Genomic DNA, 16,617 nt, shown 5'->3' with positions numbered 1-16,617 from the left:
AGACCCCGGGTATCGGCCGCGGAATACCGCCGTCGATACCCGGGGTCTTCGCGACGGAGTGCCTCACGTAGTGGAGATGGGTGTCTGCGATGCCCCGAATCCGCTGCACATAATGCAGAAGCCCTATCTGCGCGGTGCCGTCGCCAGCAGCGCGCTGACGCGCTGCGGCGAAATGCCGATGATGCTGGCGACGTCGCGCACGGTCAGCCCCTCGCCGCGCAACGCGGCTATGGCGTTGCGCGTCATGGTCGAGGCGGCGTCCTGCAGTCGCAGCGCGCGTTGCCGCGTCGCGAGCAGTTCGTCGATCATCGCTTGGTCATGCGCGGAGAGCCTGGGCGAGACGGCGATTGCGCCGACGTTGCGCCCCATGGCGGTTGCGGCGTCGCGAACCATGGTGTCGACCTGGTCGAGGCGGCGCACCTGGGTGAACAGCCCGGGCATTTCCGGCACCTCGATGGCCCACCAGTCCCCGCTGCGTTCCGCGATGGCGGTGACGTCGATCGTATTCATCACAGGTTCCCTTCGATCTAACGGATGATGTGCCGTGCGGTGACTTCGTTGATTTCCGAATGTCGTGGCACGGAGGTCTGCGCGGAGCCGATGGTGACGACGGTGTGGCTGCCGCCCTCCCTGATGTGGATCGGCATGTGGCGCGACTTGGCGATGTCGCGTAGTCGGCGTAGGAGTTGCTTGCGTTTCACCAATGTAGTCCTTGCCTGTTGACTTATCAAGTCAATGAATATTGACTTGATAAGGTCCGGTGTGGCCGAACCGGTCGCCTGTCCTCCTGCGCCTCGCCGCCAAACGACAGTGAGTCACCACACTGGCGGATTGCGCGCCGCGCTTCGCGTGGCTGCGGGGAATTGTGGATAACCGCTTGTCCCATCGCGCGAATACCTTGGGACGCATGAGTTCCAAAGCACTTCGTATGTCCACGCTGTTCCTGCGCACCCTGCGCGAGGACCCCGCCGATGCCGACGTCGATTCGGCCAAACTGCTGCAGCGCGCCGGGTTCGTGCGCAAGGCGGCTCCGGGCATCTGGACGTGGCTGCCCCTGGGCCTGCGCGTCCTGAACAAGATCGAGAACGTCGTCCGCGAGGAGATGGACGGCATCGGCGCGCAGGAGGTGCACTTCCCTGCGCTGCTGCCGCGTGAGCCGTACGAGGCCACCCACCGCTGGGAGGAGTACGGCGAGAACCTGTTCCGCCTCAAGGACCGCCACCGGGCCGACTACCTGCTGGCCCCGACCCACGAGGAGATGTTCACGCTGCTGGTCAAGGACCTGTACTCCTCGTACAAGGACCTGCCGGTCACGCTCTACCAGATCCAGACCAAGTACCGCGACGAGTTCCGCCCGCGCGCCGGCCTGATCCGCGGCCGCGAGTTCGTGATGAAGGACGCCTACTCGTTCACGATCGACGAGGAGGGCATGAAGCAGGCGTACCAGGACGAGCGCGGCGCCTACGAGCGCGTGTTCACCCGTCTGGACCTCAAGTACGTGCCCGTGTTCGCGATGTCCGGCCCGATGGGCGGCTCCGCGTCCGAGGAGTTCCTGGCCCCGATGCCGATCGGCGAGGACACCTTCGCGCTCGCCCCCTCCGGCAAGGCGTGGAACGTCGAGGCGCTGACCACCCCCGAGGTGCCCGCCGTCGACTGCTCCGCCACCCCGGCCATGCAGAAGCGCGACACCCCGGACTCCAAGACCATCGACGCGCTGGTCGAGACCGCCAACCGGCTGTACCCGCGCGAGGACGGCCGCGCATGGACCGCCGCCGACGCGCTGAAGACGGTCGCCGTGACCGTGCTGCACGCCGAGGACGAGGACCATGACAAGCCGTGGCGCGAGGTGATCGCCGTGGCCGTGCCGGGCGACCGCCAGGTGGACATGAAGCGCCTCGAGGCGCAGTTCGCCCCCTCGGAGCTCGAGGAGTCGACCGAGGACGACCTCAAGGCGCATCCCGAGATGGTCGCCGGCTACATGGGCCCGATGGTGTTCGGCAAGCAGGGCGAGGCCGCCGGCGTGGCCGACCCGGTGCGGTTCTTCGTCGACGCGCACGTCGCGCAGGGCTCCGAGTGGATCATCGGCGGCGACGAGCCGGGCAAGCACGCCTTCCACGCCGTGTACGGCCGCGACTTCGAGGCCGACGGCACGGTCGAGGCGGTGGAGGTGCGCCACGGCGACATGAGCCCCGACGGCTCCGGCCCGCTGAGCTTCGAGCGCGGCGTCGAGATCGGCCAGGTGTTCCAGCTGGGCCTGAAGTACTCGAAGGCCCTCGACCTCAAGGTGCTCGACCAGAACGGCAAGACCGTGCCGGTGTGGATGGGCTGCTACGGCATCGGCGTGAGCCGTGTGCTCGCCTGCATCGCGGAGACCCACCACGACGAGAAGGGCCTGGTCTGGCCGGCGGTCGTCGCCCCCGCGCAGGTGCATGTCATGGCCACCGGCAAGGACGCGGCCGCGTTCGACGCCGCCGAGAAGCTGGTCGCCGAGCTCGAGGAGCGCGGCATCGAGGTGCTGTACGACGACCGCCGGAAGGTCTCGCCGGGCGTCAAGTTCAAGGACGCCGAGCTGATCGGCGTGCCGCTGATCGCCGTGGCCGGCCGCGACACCGTGAACAACGGCACGATCGAGATCCGCGGCCGCGCCGCCGGCGATTCGGTGGCCGTGCCGGCCGCCGACGCCGCGCAGACGCTCGCCGATCGTCTCGCCGAGCTGCTGTAGATCGACGGACGCCGGGGCAGTCCCGGCGTGTGAACGAACGGACCGCCGGTCCGCTGGCCTGTGCGCCGGCGGCCGGCGGTTTTGCATGGTGCGGCGGTTGCGCATGACGCGGCGGTTTTGCATGGTGCAGCGGTTGCGCATGACGCGACGGTTTCGCGCGGCGGGGTGGTTCGCGCGGCGGGGTGGTTCGTATGGCGGGGCGGTTTCGCGCGGCGTGGGCGCATCCGCCGAGGGGGGCAACGCCGCATGGCGTGGCGCATATGCCCGGCGCGAGGGGCGCCGCATGGCGGCGGATGCGCGCCGGGCGCGGTCGGCGGCTCGTCCGCGGGATGTCCGGGTTATCCACAACACGCCGAAAAACGTTTCTCTGCGTCCACAACGCCGCCGCCGGTGGCATGGGGCGCCTCGGCCGCGCGATAGTGGTGTCACCGGCGGACGCGGCACGGATGCGCTGGAACGCAGCATCCTCTCCAACCTCGCTCCACCTAAGGCGCCACGCATGCGCGCCGCGTCCTCCGGCCTTTCGCAGGCGCGTTCGATCAAGGGGGACATCATGGCGCAGCAGGGTATGGTCACGATCACCGGGTACGCGGGCAACAACCCGGTCGAGTTCGGCAGGCAGGGCGGCCCGGCCGCCTGCACGTTCCGGCTCGGGTGCACGCGGGGGTACTACGACGCCAACCGCGTGTGGCATAACCATCCGACGACGTGGATCACGGTCAAGGCGTTCCGGCGCCTGGCCGAGCATGTGGGGCTGTCGATCCGCAAGGGCGACGCGGTCATCGTCGTAGGGCTGCTCAACACCGAGACGTGGACGCAGCAGGGCGAGGAGCGCAGCCGCATCGTCATCGACGCGACCAGCGTCGGCCCCGACCTCAACGGCGGCGTCGCCACGCTGCGCAAACTGCAGAAGCCGGCGGGCGACGTTCGTTCCGCAACGGGCGCGGGCCCGGACCCGTTCGCCGCCGACGGGCCCGTCGGGCGGCTGTCCGATGCGTTCGGTGACTCGGGCGGTCCGCCGGCGGGGCCGGTCGAGGTGATCGGTGCGGTTGGAGGGGCCGTCGGCCGATCGGGCGTCGACGATGGATCGGGTGGTTCGGCGGGGCGGCCGGATGGCGGGATCGGTGATGTGGCCGGATTCGCGGCGCGGCCGGTCGGCGTGAGCGGCGGCGCGGAACCGGACGATGGTTCCGCGCAGGGCGGCATTGGTGCCGGCGAGGGATTCGGCATGGGAGACGTTGGCGTCGGCGGCATCGCAGTGGGCGGCGGCGTCGCATCGAGCGTCGCTGGTGGATCGGGTGGCACGGGCGGATCGGGCGCCGCGGCCGGACTGGGCAGCGCGGCTGGACTGGGCGGTGCGGCCGGACTGGGCGGTGCAAATGAATCGGATGTCGCTGACGGACCGGGCGGTGCAGGCGGACCGGGCGGTGCAGGCGGACCGGGCGTCGCGGCCGGGCTGGGCGGTGCCGACGGGGCCGCAACGCAACGGGCCGGCGAACCCGCCCGGGGCGATGACCCGGATGAGTTCGCCGGCCCGGAGTTCTAGGCCTGGCGGGGCGTCACCAGATGCGCACGCGCTGGTCGGGGTCGAGCCACAGCGGGTCGCCCGGCCGCACGTCGAAGGCGCTCGAGAACAGGTCGACGTTGCGCACGATGCCGTTGGTGCGGAACTCGGCGGGGGAGTGCGGGTCGATCTGCAGGTACTGCTCGGTCAGCTCGTCGCGCTGCTTGGTGCGCCAGATCGAGGCGTAGCTCAGGAAGAAGCGCTGCAGGCCGGTGAAGCCGTCCATCTCCGGGGCGTCCTGCAGCGAGGCGGCGATGGCCTGGGCCGAGCCGTCGGTCTCGCGGCCGGCCGCCTTGTCGAGGGCGAAGGCGTAGGCCTTGAGCGCGATGTTCACGCCGCCGAGGTCGCCGATGTTCTCGCCGATGGTCAGCGCGCCGTTGACGTGCGGGGCCTTGTCGGGCTCGTCGGCGTACTTGTCCTGCAGCTGGGAGGGCACGAACGCGTTGTACTGCTCGATCAGCGCCTTGGTGCGCGCCTCGAAGTTCGCGCGGTCCTCGTCCGTCCACCAGTTGTTGAGCTTGCCGTCGCCGTCGAACTGGCTGCCCTGGTCGTCGAAGCCGTGGCCGATCTCGTGGCCGATCACCGCGCCGATGCCGCCGTAGTTGGCGGCGTCCTCGGCCTCGGGGTTGAAGAACGGCGGCTGCAGGATCGCGGCGGGGAAGACGATGACGTTCATCGTCGGCTCGTAGTAGGCGTTGACCGTCTGCGGGTTCATCAGCCATTCCTCGCGGTCGACCGGCTTGCCGGCCTTGGCCAGCTGGTAGCCCGTCTCGTACAGGTTGGCCGCGCGCATGTTCTCGACCAGCCCGGCGTCGGCGCGCACGTCGAGCGCCGCGTAGTCGCGCCAGTGGTTCGTGTAGCCGATCATCGGCTTGAACTTGGAGAGCTTCTCCAGCGCCTTGGCCTTGGTCCGCTCGCCCAGCCAGTCGCTGTTGGAGATCGAGACGCGGTACGCGTCGATCAGGTTGGCGACCAGCTCCTCCATGCGGCGCTTCGAGCTTTCGGGGAAGTGCCGGCGCACGTACTCGCGGCCGACGTCCTCGCCGCTGATGCCGTTGACCAGCGAGACGGCGCGCTTCCAGCGGTCGCGCTGCTTCTTGGCGCCCGACAGGGTCCTGCCGTAGAACTCGAAGTTGGCCTCGTCGAAGTCGTGGCCGAGCATGCCGGCCCAGCCGCTGATCACGTGGACGCGGGCCCACAGCTTCAGGTCGTCGAGCTCGGCGTCGTCCCACAGGGCGTCCAGGCCGGTGAAGAAGCTCGGCTCGCACACGTTCACGCGGGCGAGGGCGTCGGACAGGCGCACCGGCTGGGCCGCGGCCGCCGGGGTCGCGTCGTAGGCGGCCTGCCAGGCCTCGGCCCAGGCGCGCACGTCGAAGCGGGCGAGCATGCCGCACAGCTCGTCGAAGGAGGTCATGTTGTAGGTCTTCTGCGGGTCGCGCACGGCCACGTTGTCCCAGTGGTTCGCGGCGATGCGGGTCTCGACCCCGAGGAACCGGCGGGCCATGGCGTCGGCGTCGTCGTGGTGCTCGGCGTAGCCGGCCAGGCGCAGCAGCCTGGAGACCATCGCCACGTAGGCCTCGCGGATCGGCTCGTAGCGGTCCTCACGGTAGTAGGCCTCGTCGGGCAGGCCCAGGCCGCCCTGGCCCAGGTGCACGATGTTGTTGTCCGGGTCGCCGGGGTCGCCGAACACCTCGCAGGCGAACAGGTCGGGGCCGCCGGCGGGGTTGAGCGCGCCGAGCGCGCGCGTCAGCGCGGCCTTGTCGGCGGCGCCGTCGATCGCGGCGAGGTCGCCGCGGATGGGGTCCATGCCGGCGGCCTCGATGGCGTCGGTGTCGAGGAAGGAGCGGTAGATCGCCTGGGACTTGGCGGCCGGGCAGTCCTCGTCCTCGAGGATGTCGCGGACCTGGCGCTCGGCGTCCTCGGCGAGCTTGTCGAACGAGCCGTAGCGCGAGCGGTCGTCGGGCAGGCGGTAGGTGTCGATCCACGGCCCGTTGACGTAGCGGAACAGGTCGTGGGACGGTTTGATGACGGAGGAGAACGATGCCGGATCGATGCCGGACTTCAGTGCTGTGGTCATGGCTCCACCCTAACGGCGCAAGATGACATTTCCGCGTCGGTCCGCCCCGACACACCCGCTTCGCCCACGGGCGTAAAAATTAGGCAACGTGCCTAAAATGGTGGATGTGCGCGGGACTCCGCGCACCGATATCTCACGAAGGAGCAATCATGACGGATCCGAACACCAACGGCCAGGATCCGTACGGGCAGAACCCGTACGGCCAGCGTCCCGAGGGGCAGCCGCAGTACGGGGCGTACGGCCCCTACGCCGGGAATCCGCAATCCGATCCGCAGCCCGGCCAGCGGCCCGGCGGCGACCCGTACGGCGCGAACGCCGGCGGCCAGAACGGACCGCAGGGCGGCGGCCAGTATTACGCGTACACCCAATACACCCGGTACACGGCGCCGGGCGCGCCCGGCGGCCAGCCGGACCCCAGGCACCCGTACGACCCGTTCAAGCTGTTCGAGGAGATGTTGCCGCAGCCGGCGAAGAAGGCCATCCGCGGCCTGTACGGCATCATCGGCGTGGTCGCGGTGGTCCTCGGCCTGGCGCTGCTGTTCTGGCCCGGCCGCACGCTGGCGGTCGCGGCGGTGCTGCTCGGCGTCTACTTCGTGGTCTCGGGCGTCATCCGCGTCGTCTCCGCGATCGTCGAGGTCGGCCTGCCCGCGGGCTGGCGCGTCCTGGACGTGTTCGTCGGCATCCTGCTGGCGATCGGCGGCGTGGCCGTCGTGAAGAACGCCTCGCTGTCCGGCACCACGCTGCTGGTCATGGTCACGATGGTCGTCGGCATCGGCTGGATCATGGAGGGCGTCATGGCGCTGCTGGAGTCCTGGAAGCTGCCGAAGTCCGGCTGGGCCATCGCCTACGCGGTCATCTCGGTCATCGCGGGCCTCATCGTGCTGTTCTCCCCGCTCAGCTCGGCGTTCTGGCTGATGGTGGTCGCCGGCGTCGCCCTGATCGTGATGGGCGTCTCCGCGGTCGTGCGCGCATTCACCTTCGGCCGCGGCTCCGGCGCGAAGTGACGTGACCGGCGGGCGGCCGCCGACGAAGGCCGCGGCCCCGGTGCGCGGCGCGGGCGGGAGACCGGCCGTCGGCCGGTCTCCCGCCCGCGCGATCCTTCGCCCCAATGTTTGGCGCAGGAAGTAGGGTAGAAGCCATGATCGAACTGAAAACCCCATCGGAAATCGAAGCAATGAAGCCGGCCGGCCGCTTCGTCGCCGGCATCCTGTCCGACCTCAGGGCGCAGACCAAGGTCGGCACCAACCTGCTGGAGATCGACGATTTCGTGCGTCGCCGCATCGAGAGCCGCAAGGGGGCGGAATCCTGCTACGTGGACTACGCGCCCGACTTCGGCACCGGTCCGTTCGCGCACTACATCTGCACCTCGGTCAACGACGCGGTGCTGCACGGCGTGCCGTTCGATTACGCGCTCAAGGACGGCGACCTGCTCAGCCTCGATCTGGCGATCAGCGTGGACGGCTGGGTCGCCGACTCGGCGATCAGCTTCGTCGTGGGCGAGCACCAGGACCCCGAGGACCTGCGGCTGATCCGTTGCACCGAGGAGGCGCTCGCCGCCGCCATCGACGCGGCGCAGTCCGGCAACCGCCTGGGCGACGTCTCCGGCGCGGTCGGCGACGTGGCCCGCTCCTACGGCTATCCGATCAACCTGGAGTTCGGCGGGCACGGCGTCGGCCACATCATGCACGGCGACCCGCATGTGCCCAACGACGGCAAGGCCCACCACGGCTACAAGCTGCGCCCGGGCCTGGTCATCGCCATCGAGCCGTGGTTCCTCAAGAGCACCGACGAGATCTACCAGGACCCCAAGGACGGCTGGACGCTCAGGTCCTCCGACGGCTCGCGCGGCGCCCACAGCGAGCACACCATCGCCATCACCGACAACGGTCCGGTCATCCTGACCGCCCGCGACGAGTAAGGCCACCTATCAAGACGTCGCAAGCCGGGGCGCGCCCGGGTCTGTTACCATGGGCGCACTCCGGCTTTCGCATATCGAGCACGACCCCGGACGGGCGGGCATCGGCTGGCGGGGCCGGAACGGACCCGGCGTACAGGGACAGGCGCGCGGCGGCCGGGGCCGCGACCCGATGGACGAGAGCGGGTGGGAACGCGACGGGCGGCTGCGACCCGTCGGATGCGACGGACGATCACGGAAAGGCGAGCACATGGCAACAGCACAGCTTGAGGTGGATGCGAACAGGTTCACGCTGCCGGTCGTGAAGGCCACGGCCGGCCCCGACGGCATCGTGGTCTCGAAACTGCGCAACGACGGCTGGGTGACGCTCGACCCGGGGTTCCTGACCACCGCGCAGTGCGAGTCGAGGATCACGTTCATCGACGGCAACAACTCGATCCTGCGTTACCGCGGCTACCCGATCGAGCAGCTGTGCGAGAGCTCCGACTTCCTGGAGGTCGCGTGGCTGCTGGAGAAGGGCGAGCTGCCGAGCCGCGCGGAGTACGACCGCTTCTGCGCCAAGATCAACCACCGCACGATGGTCGGCGAGGACTTCCGCACCTTCATGGGATCGTTCCCGCGCTCGGCGCACCCGATGAGCGTGCTCGCCTCCGCGATCAACGCGCTGGCGACGTTCCACCCCGAGACCTGCGACATCGCCGACCCCGAGCAGCTCGGCGAGGCGGCCGTCAACATCATGGCCAAGGCCCGCACGATCGTCAGCTACATCTTCCGGCGCCGCCACGACGAGCCGATGCTGTACCCCGACTACGCGCGCGGCTACGTCGACGACTTCCTGCGCATGTGCTTCGCCGTGCCGTACGAGCCGTTCGAGTCCGACCCGCTGTACGTGCACGCGCTCGGCCGCCTGCTCATCATCCACGCCGACCACGAGCAGAACTGCTCGACGTCGGTGGTGCGCATCGCCGGCTCCGCGCACGCGAACCTGTACTCCGCCGTGGCAGCCGGCATCAACGCGCTGTCCGGGCCGCTGCACGGCGGCGCGAACGAGGCGGTGCTGCGCCAGCTGGAGGCGATCCGCGACTCGGGCAAGACGGTCCGCGAGTTCGTGGAGTGGAGCAAGCAGAGCGGGCACCGCATCTCCGGTCTGGGGCACCGCGTGTACAAGTCGTACGACCCGCGCGCGGCCATCGCCCGCGAGTATCTGGAGAAGATCATGGCGCGCGAGGACACGCTGGACCTGCCGGCGGGCGAGCGCGCGCTGTTCGACGTGGCCACCGAGCTGGAGGAGATCGCGCTGAGCGACGAGTATTTCGTCTCGCGCCACCTGTACCCGAACGTCGACTTCTACACCGGGCTGATCTACCGGGCGATCGGCTTCGACCCGGCCATGTTCACCACGCTGTTCGCGCTCGGGCGCATCCCCGGGTGGATCGCCCAGTACCGCGAGATGCTCGCCGACCCGAACACGAAGATCGGCCGGCCGCGCCAGGTGTACACCGGCGAGGCGCAGCGCGACTATGTGCCGATGGGCGAGCGCTGATGGCCGGGGCGTCGGAGGCCGGCGGGAGGCCCCGCGCCCGGGTACACAAAAGAGGCATGCCCGGCGTCGCGCGCCCGCCGCGCGGCGTCTACCATGGCCGGTACCGAGGCGACGGGGCCTCGGCATCGCATCGGGAAGGGGCCGGTTATGGTGGCGGGATCGAAGGGCGATGTTCGGCGCGGGCATCTGGCGCGTCTATGGTGCGGGACGGTCTGCGCGGTCGTGCTGGTGCTGTCCGGGTGCGCTTCATCGGTTGATCCGTCCGATGAGGCGGCCAACGCACCGTCTGAGGCCACGGGGCAGCCGTCGAAGGCTAACCGATTGGCCGACTCGCTGCAGGCGTACATCGACCAAACCTTGGAACGTGAAGAAAAGGGGGCTGCGCAAGGAGACCCCTTTGCTTCGTCACCGGAGGCATTGGAGATGTTGCGTCAGGCCCAAGCTGAAGGGGCAGTATCGTTGACGAACTACGAGCGCGCATGGTCGAACTACCGTCAATGCGTGGTCGATAAGGGGCAACCCGAACCCATGCTGATCCGCTATGCCAACGGCCTGTACACCAAGGCCGGTATCGGCGGCGGGACACGGGAACAGATCGATGCGTTCCTGCAGGCCACTGATGAATGCGAGTACCGTGAGGTGTTGTCGGTACAGCATATCTATGCCGTGCAGACCGATAACCCGAATCTGTACTCCGACCCCAGCGTAGGTATTGTGGACTGCCTGCACCGCTACGGGGTCGTGCCGGACGACTACACGGCCGTCCAGTTCATGAAGGAGGATTCGGCGTTCGAATACTCGTTCGACGATTCCGATCCGGACGTGCGGTCGTGTTATGCGGCGAACAACCGGTTGCAAGTGAATTGCAATGAGCCCGGTGACTGCCAGGATCTGAGTCAGTAACCGGTAAACCCTCCGGGTTGTGCCGACTGCCATGCACAAGCGGTCGGCACATGCCGGCGCTGTTCACGGTGCGCGGCTGGCTGCGGCCGCTATGCACAGGCGGCCGGCACACCCACGTCATGCCGCGACCGGAACGACGGCGTACACCGTCCAGTCCTCGCCGTCGCGGCGCGCGGTCATGGACCCGTGCGCCTGCTCGATGCGCCGGCGCAGCATCGTCAGGCCGTGGCCCGATCGCAGGGTCGTGTCATCGTCGCCGATCCGGTTGATCTGCGTGATCTGCACGCCGTCGCCGTCGATCATGACCGACAGGCTGTACGGGGCGTCCGGGCATGCGTGGCGCAGGATGTTGGCGTACAGCTCGCGTACGGTGTCGGTGACGAGCGTCTGCGCCGCGTCGTCCAGCGGCGCATGGGCCAGGACCTGGATCGTACCGTGCCCGCGCAGCCCCAAGGCCTGCGCGCTCTGGTCGCCCCTGGCGACGGCGGCGTGCAGCGACCCGACGAACCCGTCCTGTGTCGGGTCGCCGCGTTGCGGTTGCTCGGACTCGTCAAGCGAATCGATGACCCGATAGGTGCGCTGCAGCGCCGTCGTCGCGGCCGCGTTGACGCTCGACCACGCCTCGGCGTCGGACGGCGTGCCCGACGCCGCCAGGCGCTGACGCGACAGTCGCGCGATGAACGACAGGTCCCCGGTCACCGAATCGTGGATGGACTGGGCCAGACGCGTGTTGCGCCGCAGCGCCTCGAGCTGCGCGCGGGTGCGTTCGGCGCGCAGACGCTCCCGCATCAGCCGGTCATGCGTGCGCAGCGAGCCGCCGATCAGCGCGGCGGCGAGAAACATGGCCGCGAACGACGGGACGTCGAGCAAGGACAGGTCGTGTTCGCCGGGCGCCAGCGCGGCGCATACCTGCAATGCCGTGGAGGCCAGCACGTACCCGGTGGCGACCGGCAGCGGATGGCGGTACGCGATGAGGCCCAGCGCGAACAGCATCGGGACGAGGGTCGAGGGGACGGGACCGCAGTGCTGCGCCGCGCACACCGCGACGGCATCACTGACCTGGAATACCAGCCACGCCGCCCGCGGGGCCGGCGGCACCAGCAGCGTCGCCACCACGCCGGTTGCGGCCACGGCGGCGCCCAGGCCGGTCGTCGGCGTCCGGTAGGGCAGCTCCCACAGGTACACCAGCAGCGTCAGCACGCCGCCCGTGATCAGGAAGACGTTGCGCGCGCATAGGCGGGCCGCGGCCGTGGCCCGCGTGGCGAACAGGCGCGGCGGTCTCATTGTTCGCCGTGCCTCGTGAGCCACAGCGACACGGCCTGCCGCGAGGTCCGTGCGCCGAGTTTGGCGAGGATGTGCTGCATGTGCTTGCGCACGGTCGCCGCGGAGATCCCCAGATGGCCGGCAATGTCGTCGTCGAGCAGCCCCTCCGTGGCGCACAGGCTGATGATCTCGTGCTCACGTGGGCTGAGCGCGGCGCCGTTCGCGTCCGCCCGGTTCAGCCGGATGTAGGCGGTCTTCGGGTCGTCGAAGCCCGGAACCGCCCGGTCGGCCATGATGGCGCGGATCGCCGCGGCGAGGTCGTCGTCGCTGCTCTTGTCCGCCAGGCCCTGCGCCCCGGCCCTGACCGCCGTGTTGCGGTAGTGGTTGAGGGAGAAGCTGGTCATCGCGAGTATGCGGATGTCGCAGTCGGCCATCCTGATGCGCCGGCACGTCTCCGCCCCCTGCATCCCCTCCATGGACATGTCGAGCAGCAACAGGTCGGGTTTCGGCCCGTCCCCTTCGCAGCGCAGCACGGCCTCGTACCCGCTGGAGCAACGCCACAGCAGCCGGGACGACGGGAAGCACTCGGTGAGGAACACGGCAAGCGAATCCGCGGCGCGCCGGTCGTTGTCGACGACGGCGACGTGCATGCGCGGATGCGGACCCTCCCAAACCCCCTGGAAGGTCGCGGATGACGTTGCAGACCCCATGGCATCAGAATGTAGCGCGTTCCGGGCCGTGTCGCAAAGCCGGCGCGACACCGACATACACAAATCGGGTAGCGGTGCGCTGTCGCCTCCGGCCGTCCGCCCGTATCGTTGGCGTATGGCGCGGGGGCCGTGCCGCCTGCGCTCGTGGCGGCATGGCCGCCATGCAACGGTGCGTGGCGAAACGGGGGGATAATGAGGCGTTCATACCATGGCATGGTGCGTATCGCCGCCGTCCTCGTGGCGGCGTGGTTGCTGGTCTGGTGCGTCGCGGCGTGTGCGCCGGGTTCGCCGGGCGAGACTCCGTCCGGCGGCGCGGAGGGCGAGGCCGCCCAGTCGGTCGGCGACGGGCAGAAGATCGCCGGCTCGATGGGCGAGTACATCGACCAGGTGCTGTCCTGGGGAGATCTGACGGACAAGGAACGGACCATGCTGGAACGTGCGCGGCAGGACGGGGCGCTGTCGGTGTCGGACTACGAGCAGGCCTGGTCGGACTTCAGAGCCTGCATGACCGACCGCGGCTACCCGCCCTTCGAGCTGGCGAACTACAACGGTGTCTACGCGATGCCGCCGCTGGACTTCACCGGCACGCCGGATGAGTGGGACCGGTACAAGAACGACTACGACGCCTGCTACGGCCAGATCGACGCCATCGACGTCGTCTACGCCATGCAGGTCGGCAATCCCGGCCTGTATACGGACATGTACGAGGCGGTGGCCGACTGCCTGCGCCGCGAGGAGGCGGTGCCCGCGGACTACACGGCCGACGACCTGCGCCGGGAGTCCGGCGACGACAGTGGGTCGGGCGACGATCCGTACGCGTACTTCGACCGGCAGGATCCTGTGTTCCGCGGCTGCAAGGCGGCCAACGGATGGACGTCCGCCTATGCGGACGACCAGCGGGTGGACCTGTGGCACGGCACCGGCGGGGCCTCGCCGGGGCAGTGACGCCGGCACGGCCTGGCCGCGGAATCGGCGGCCGAATGATCGGTGAGACGACGACGGACATCGGGAAGGGGAATCCATGAACGGAACACCGCAGGCGGCGGGCACCGGCCCGCAGCGGCGGCGCGGCGCGCGCGACCGCCGCCGCGTGTCTCTCACCTGGCTGCTGCTGGCGGTGGTGACGGCGGTCGCGCTCGCCGTGGGCGCCTGCGCGCTGCTGCTGCCGGACAGGCCGCCGGAGCTGCTGTCGCCGGCGCGGCAGGTGACCGGCGCGCCGGTCGGCACCCAGGAATACACGGGCTCGCAGCAGGTCACGGTCGTGCCCACGGTCTCGGACTCGCGCCGGCTGCTGGGCAACGCGTCCGGCACCGTGACCGCGGACTGGTCCGGCTCCGGTCTGGTCTCGGGCCGCGCCGCCTACCGGGTCAACGAGCGCGCGGTCGTGGCGCTGAACACCGCGACCCCGCTGTACCGCGACCTGCATCCGGGTGACGTGGGGCAGGACGCGCTGGCGGTCAACAACGAGCTCAACCGCCTGGGCTATTCCTCGTCGCCGGATTCGACCACGTTCACCTGGTACACGCAGATGGGCTGGCGGCAGCTGATGATCGACCGGGGCAACGAGTCGGACGGCACGCTGCTGCTCGCGGACACGCTGTGGATCCCCGCCGGGTCGGTCACGGTCTCGAACTGGGAGGCGGTCGTCGGCGCCGTGGTCGCGGCCGGCTCGCCGGTCGGCGAGGTCCCGGGCGCGATCACCCGGCTCGACATCAAGAACGGGCAGCCGGCGGCGCAGGACCGCACGCTCACCGTGTTCGGCCAGAGCGTCACGCTGCCGGCGGGTACGACCGGCGTGGACGACGCCGCGTTTTGCGCGCAGGTCACCGCCACCTCCGAGTTCCAGACGATGCTGCAGGGCAGCGTGAGCGGCACCGTCGACCTGACCGCGGGCCTGGACGCCTCGCTGGCGCTGGTCACGCCGATCACCGCGCTGCGCGTGCCCGCCGCGGCCGTGGTCGGGGCCGGTGACGGCGCCGGGGGCTGCATCGTGGCGCAGGACGGGCGCGTCGTGCCCGTCGCCATTGTGGGCGCCGAGCTCGGCGTCAGCCTGGTCCGGCCGACCGACGGCACCGACCCCGCCGCGATCGGCACGGTGGCGCTGGGCCCGGCGATCGCGGGGGCGTCATGTTCGTGAGCGTGCACGGGCTGGCCCACCGCTTCCCGGGCACCGACACCCTGTTCGAGGGCCTCGACTTCACGATCGGGCCGGGGCATACGGTCGCGATCTGCGGGCCGTCGGGGTGCGGCAAGTCCACGCTGCTGTCGATCCTGGCCGGCTGGGAGCGGCCCGCCGAGGGCGGTGTCGAGCGCGAGGGGGTCGAGCGGATCGGCTGGGTGTTCCAGAACCCGTACGGCGTGCCGGAGCGCACGGCCCTCGACCACGTCGTCTTCCCGCTGCTGGCCAAGGGGCTGCGGCGGCGGGACGCCGAACCCGAGGCGCTGGAGGCGATGGGCCTGTTCGACCTTAAGTACGCGGCGGGCCGCAGGTTCGCGGACCTGTCCGGCGGCGAGGCGCAGCGGCTCATGCTCGCCCGCGCCGTGTGCTCGAAACCCGACCTGCTGCTGGTGGACGAGCCGACCGCCCAGCTGGACACGCGCACCGCGCATTCGGTCAGCCATGTGCTGGGCAACCTGGCCGGCCAGGGCATGATCGTGGTCGTCGCCACGCACGACCCGGACACGCGCGACGCGTGCGAGCGGGTCGTCGACTTGGCCGACTACGCGCCCCAGAGCCGCGGGAACACGCCCGATGATGGGCGGGAGGCGTCGTGATGCGGCTGGGATCGGTGCTTTCGGAGGCGATGCGCAACATCGGCGCGGGCACGGCGCGCGCGTTCCTCATGTTCCTGGCCGTGCTGCTGACCGGCGGACTGATGGGCGGATACGAGGCGCTGACCGTCGTCGCGCTGGAGGGCGAGGCCGCGACCCGTATCCGCGCGGACGCCGACGTCAGGGGCATGGTCGGCGGCCCGGTCGACGGGCTGGCCTGCGACCGGTTGGTCGAGGCCGACGGCGGGCCCACGGCGTCCGGGGCGCTGCGGGCCGGGCCGCAGATCACCCCGGCGGCCACGCCCGGCAGGAGCCTGTCCTCGTACGAGGTCACGCCCGGCATGCTGGCGCTGATCGTCGCGGGGGAGGGCCGGTCCGCGCCCGCGGCCGATCCGACCGGCGTATGGGTGCCCGCCACGCTGGCCGACGACTTCGGGCTGTCCGTGGGCAGCCGGCTCGACACCGACCAGGGGCCGAGCACGGTGGCCGGCGTCTTCGAATGGCCCAACGACGGGCGCGACACCCGCTTCGCCTACGCCGTGCTCGTTCCGGTCGCCGCCGACGGCCGCGTGTTCGAGGAGTGCTGGGCCAAGCAGTGGCCGCCGAGCGAGGAGACCGACGGCCTGCTGTACTCCACGGCGGTCGTCGCCGACCGGACCGGGCAGGGCGGCGTCGGCGCGGCGCCGATCAACAAGGGCTTCGACTCGCATTACGACGCGACCGGCGCGTACCGCACGCGCATGACCCGGTGGATGCCCTTGCTCGGCCTGCTGGTCGGGCTGCTGCTGGGCGCGCTGTCGGTGCGCCGGCGCCGGCTCGAATACGCGGGCGCGCTGCACTCCGGGCAGTCCAAGGGCGCGCAGCTGTGCGGCATCGCGGCGGAGACGGCGCTCTGGGCGGGGCTGGGCACGCTCGCCTCGTGCGGGCTGCTCGTGGCGCTGTGCATGCGCCTGGCCGCCTCCGACCCGTGGACGGTGCTGGCGGCCGCCGTGCGCACGCCGCTGGCGCTGGCGTCCGGCGCGGTGCTCGCCGCGCTGCTGGCCGGTCTGGCGATCCGCGAGTCGCAGCTGTTCCGCTACTTCAAGAACCGGTGACGCCGCCTGCGGGCGGGAGACGGCTCCGGCTATGCTGGGTAGCGACAACGACTG

At 70.2% G+C, this 16,617-nt stretch carries 15 protein-coding genes; 10 read left to right on the top strand and 5 right to left on the bottom strand.

Translation table 11 applies throughout. The features are described 5' to 3' along the window. Window positions 1-123: 123 nt before the first annotated feature. Entirely contained in the window at window positions 124-510 is a 387-nt protein-coding gene (locus tag KIH73_RS07215) for a sigma-70 RNA polymerase sigma factor region 4 domain-containing protein (RefSeq protein WP_219082007.1), read from the bottom strand. Between the two features lie 17 nt (window positions 511-527). After that, window positions 528-701 carry a hypothetical protein gene (locus tag KIH73_RS07210; protein ID WP_219082005.1) on the bottom strand — a complete coding sequence of 58 codons (174 nt, stop codon included), beginning with the start codon at window positions 699-701 and terminating at the stop codon, window positions 528-530. 206 nt (window positions 702-907) lie between these two features. On the opposite strand from KIH73_RS07210, the gene KIH73_RS07205 reads away from it, so the two are divergent. Further along, window positions 908-2,722, top strand: coding sequence for a proline--tRNA ligase (locus KIH73_RS07205; RefSeq protein WP_219082003.1), 1,815 nt, complete (start codon window positions 908-910; stop codon window positions 2,720-2,722). Window positions 2,723-2,843: 121 nt separating this feature from the next. Beyond that, complete coding sequence (locus tag KIH73_RS07200) at window positions 2,844-4,268, top strand: single-stranded DNA-binding protein (RefSeq protein ID WP_219082001.1); 1,425 nt, start codon at window positions 2,844-2,846, stop codon at window positions 4,266-4,268. 13 nt (window positions 4,269-4,281) lie between these two features. On the opposite strand, the gene KIH73_RS07195 is transcribed toward KIH73_RS07200, so the two are convergent. Then, window positions 4,282-6,363, bottom strand: a complete 2,082-nt coding sequence (locus KIH73_RS07195; RefSeq protein WP_219081999.1) for a M13 family metallopeptidase — start codon at window positions 6,361-6,363, stop codon at window positions 4,282-4,284. Between the two features lie 149 nt (window positions 6,364-6,512). Here KIH73_RS07195 and KIH73_RS07190 point away from each other — a divergent pair, with 149 nt between their 5' ends. The 4 genes from KIH73_RS07190 to KIH73_RS07175 all read left to right on the top strand — a co-directional run bounded on the left by KIH73_RS07190 (window position 6,513) and on the right by KIH73_RS07175 (window position 10,724). Then, a complete protein-coding gene (locus KIH73_RS07190; protein WP_219081997.1) occupies window positions 6,513-7,367 on the top strand; it encodes an HdeD family acid-resistance protein in 855 nt (284 codons plus the stop codon). 134 nt (window positions 7,368-7,501) lie between these two features. After that, window positions 7,502-8,281: a type I methionyl aminopeptidase gene (gene map / locus KIH73_RS07185; RefSeq protein ID WP_219081995.1), complete on the top strand. Its 780-nt coding sequence runs from the start codon at window positions 7,502-7,504 to the stop codon at window positions 8,279-8,281. A 247-nt stretch (window positions 8,282-8,528) separates the two neighbouring features. After that, the gene (locus KIH73_RS07180) at window positions 8,529-9,821 is read left to right on the top strand and encodes a citrate synthase (RefSeq protein ID WP_219081993.1); all 1,293 of its coding nucleotides are present in this window, start codon (window positions 8,529-8,531) and stop codon (window positions 9,819-9,821) included. Window positions 9,822-9,968: 147 nt separating this feature from the next. Continuing rightward, window positions 9,969-10,724, top strand: a complete 756-nt coding sequence (locus tag KIH73_RS07175; RefSeq protein WP_219081992.1) for a hypothetical protein — start codon at window positions 9,969-9,971, stop codon at window positions 10,722-10,724. Window positions 10,725-10,841: 117 nt separating this feature from the next. Here the strand turns inward: KIH73_RS07175 and KIH73_RS07170 are convergent, their stop codons facing one another. Beyond that, complete coding sequence (locus KIH73_RS07170; protein WP_219081990.1) at window positions 10,842-12,008, bottom strand: sensor histidine kinase; 1,167 nt, start codon at window positions 12,006-12,008, stop codon at window positions 10,842-10,844. Next, window positions 12,005-12,697: a response regulator transcription factor gene (locus KIH73_RS07165; RefSeq protein ID WP_219081988.1), complete on the bottom strand. Its 693-nt coding sequence runs from the start codon at window positions 12,695-12,697 to the stop codon at window positions 12,005-12,007. Before KIH73_RS07165 ends, KIH73_RS07170 begins: the two co-directional genes overlap by 4 nt. Before the next feature lie 213 nt (window positions 12,698-12,910). Between KIH73_RS07165 and KIH73_RS07160 the strand changes: the two genes are divergently transcribed. The 4 genes from KIH73_RS07160 (at window position 12,911) to KIH73_RS07145 (ending at window position 16,563) form a co-directional block, all read left to right on the top strand. Further along, entirely contained in the window at window positions 12,911-13,642 is a 732-nt protein-coding gene (locus KIH73_RS07160; RefSeq protein ID WP_219081986.1) for a hypothetical protein, read from the top strand. 76 nt (window positions 13,643-13,718) lie between these two features. Then, window positions 13,719-14,834 (top strand): hypothetical protein, encoded by a 1,116-nt coding sequence (locus KIH73_RS07155; protein ID WP_219081984.1) that lies wholly within the window; start codon window positions 13,719-13,721, stop codon window positions 14,832-14,834. Further along, window positions 14,825-15,472, top strand: coding sequence for an ABC transporter ATP-binding protein (locus tag KIH73_RS07150; protein ID WP_219081982.1), 648 nt, complete (start codon window positions 14,825-14,827; stop codon window positions 15,470-15,472). Before KIH73_RS07155 ends, KIH73_RS07150 begins: the two co-directional genes overlap by 10 nt. Then, window positions 15,472-16,563, top strand: coding sequence for a hypothetical protein (locus KIH73_RS07145; protein WP_219082042.1), 1,092 nt, complete (start codon window positions 15,472-15,474; stop codon window positions 16,561-16,563). Before KIH73_RS07150 ends, KIH73_RS07145 begins: the two co-directional genes overlap by 1 nt. Window positions 16,564-16,617: the final 54 nt, after the last annotated feature.

This window comes from Bifidobacterium phasiani (genome assembly GCF_019331775.1).
GTDB lineage: Bacteria > Actinomycetota > Actinomycetes > Actinomycetales > Bifidobacteriaceae > Bifidobacterium > Bifidobacterium phasiani.
The sequence above is the reverse complement of the archived record's forward strand: the minus strand, read 5'-3'. Positions and strand labels throughout refer to the sequence as shown.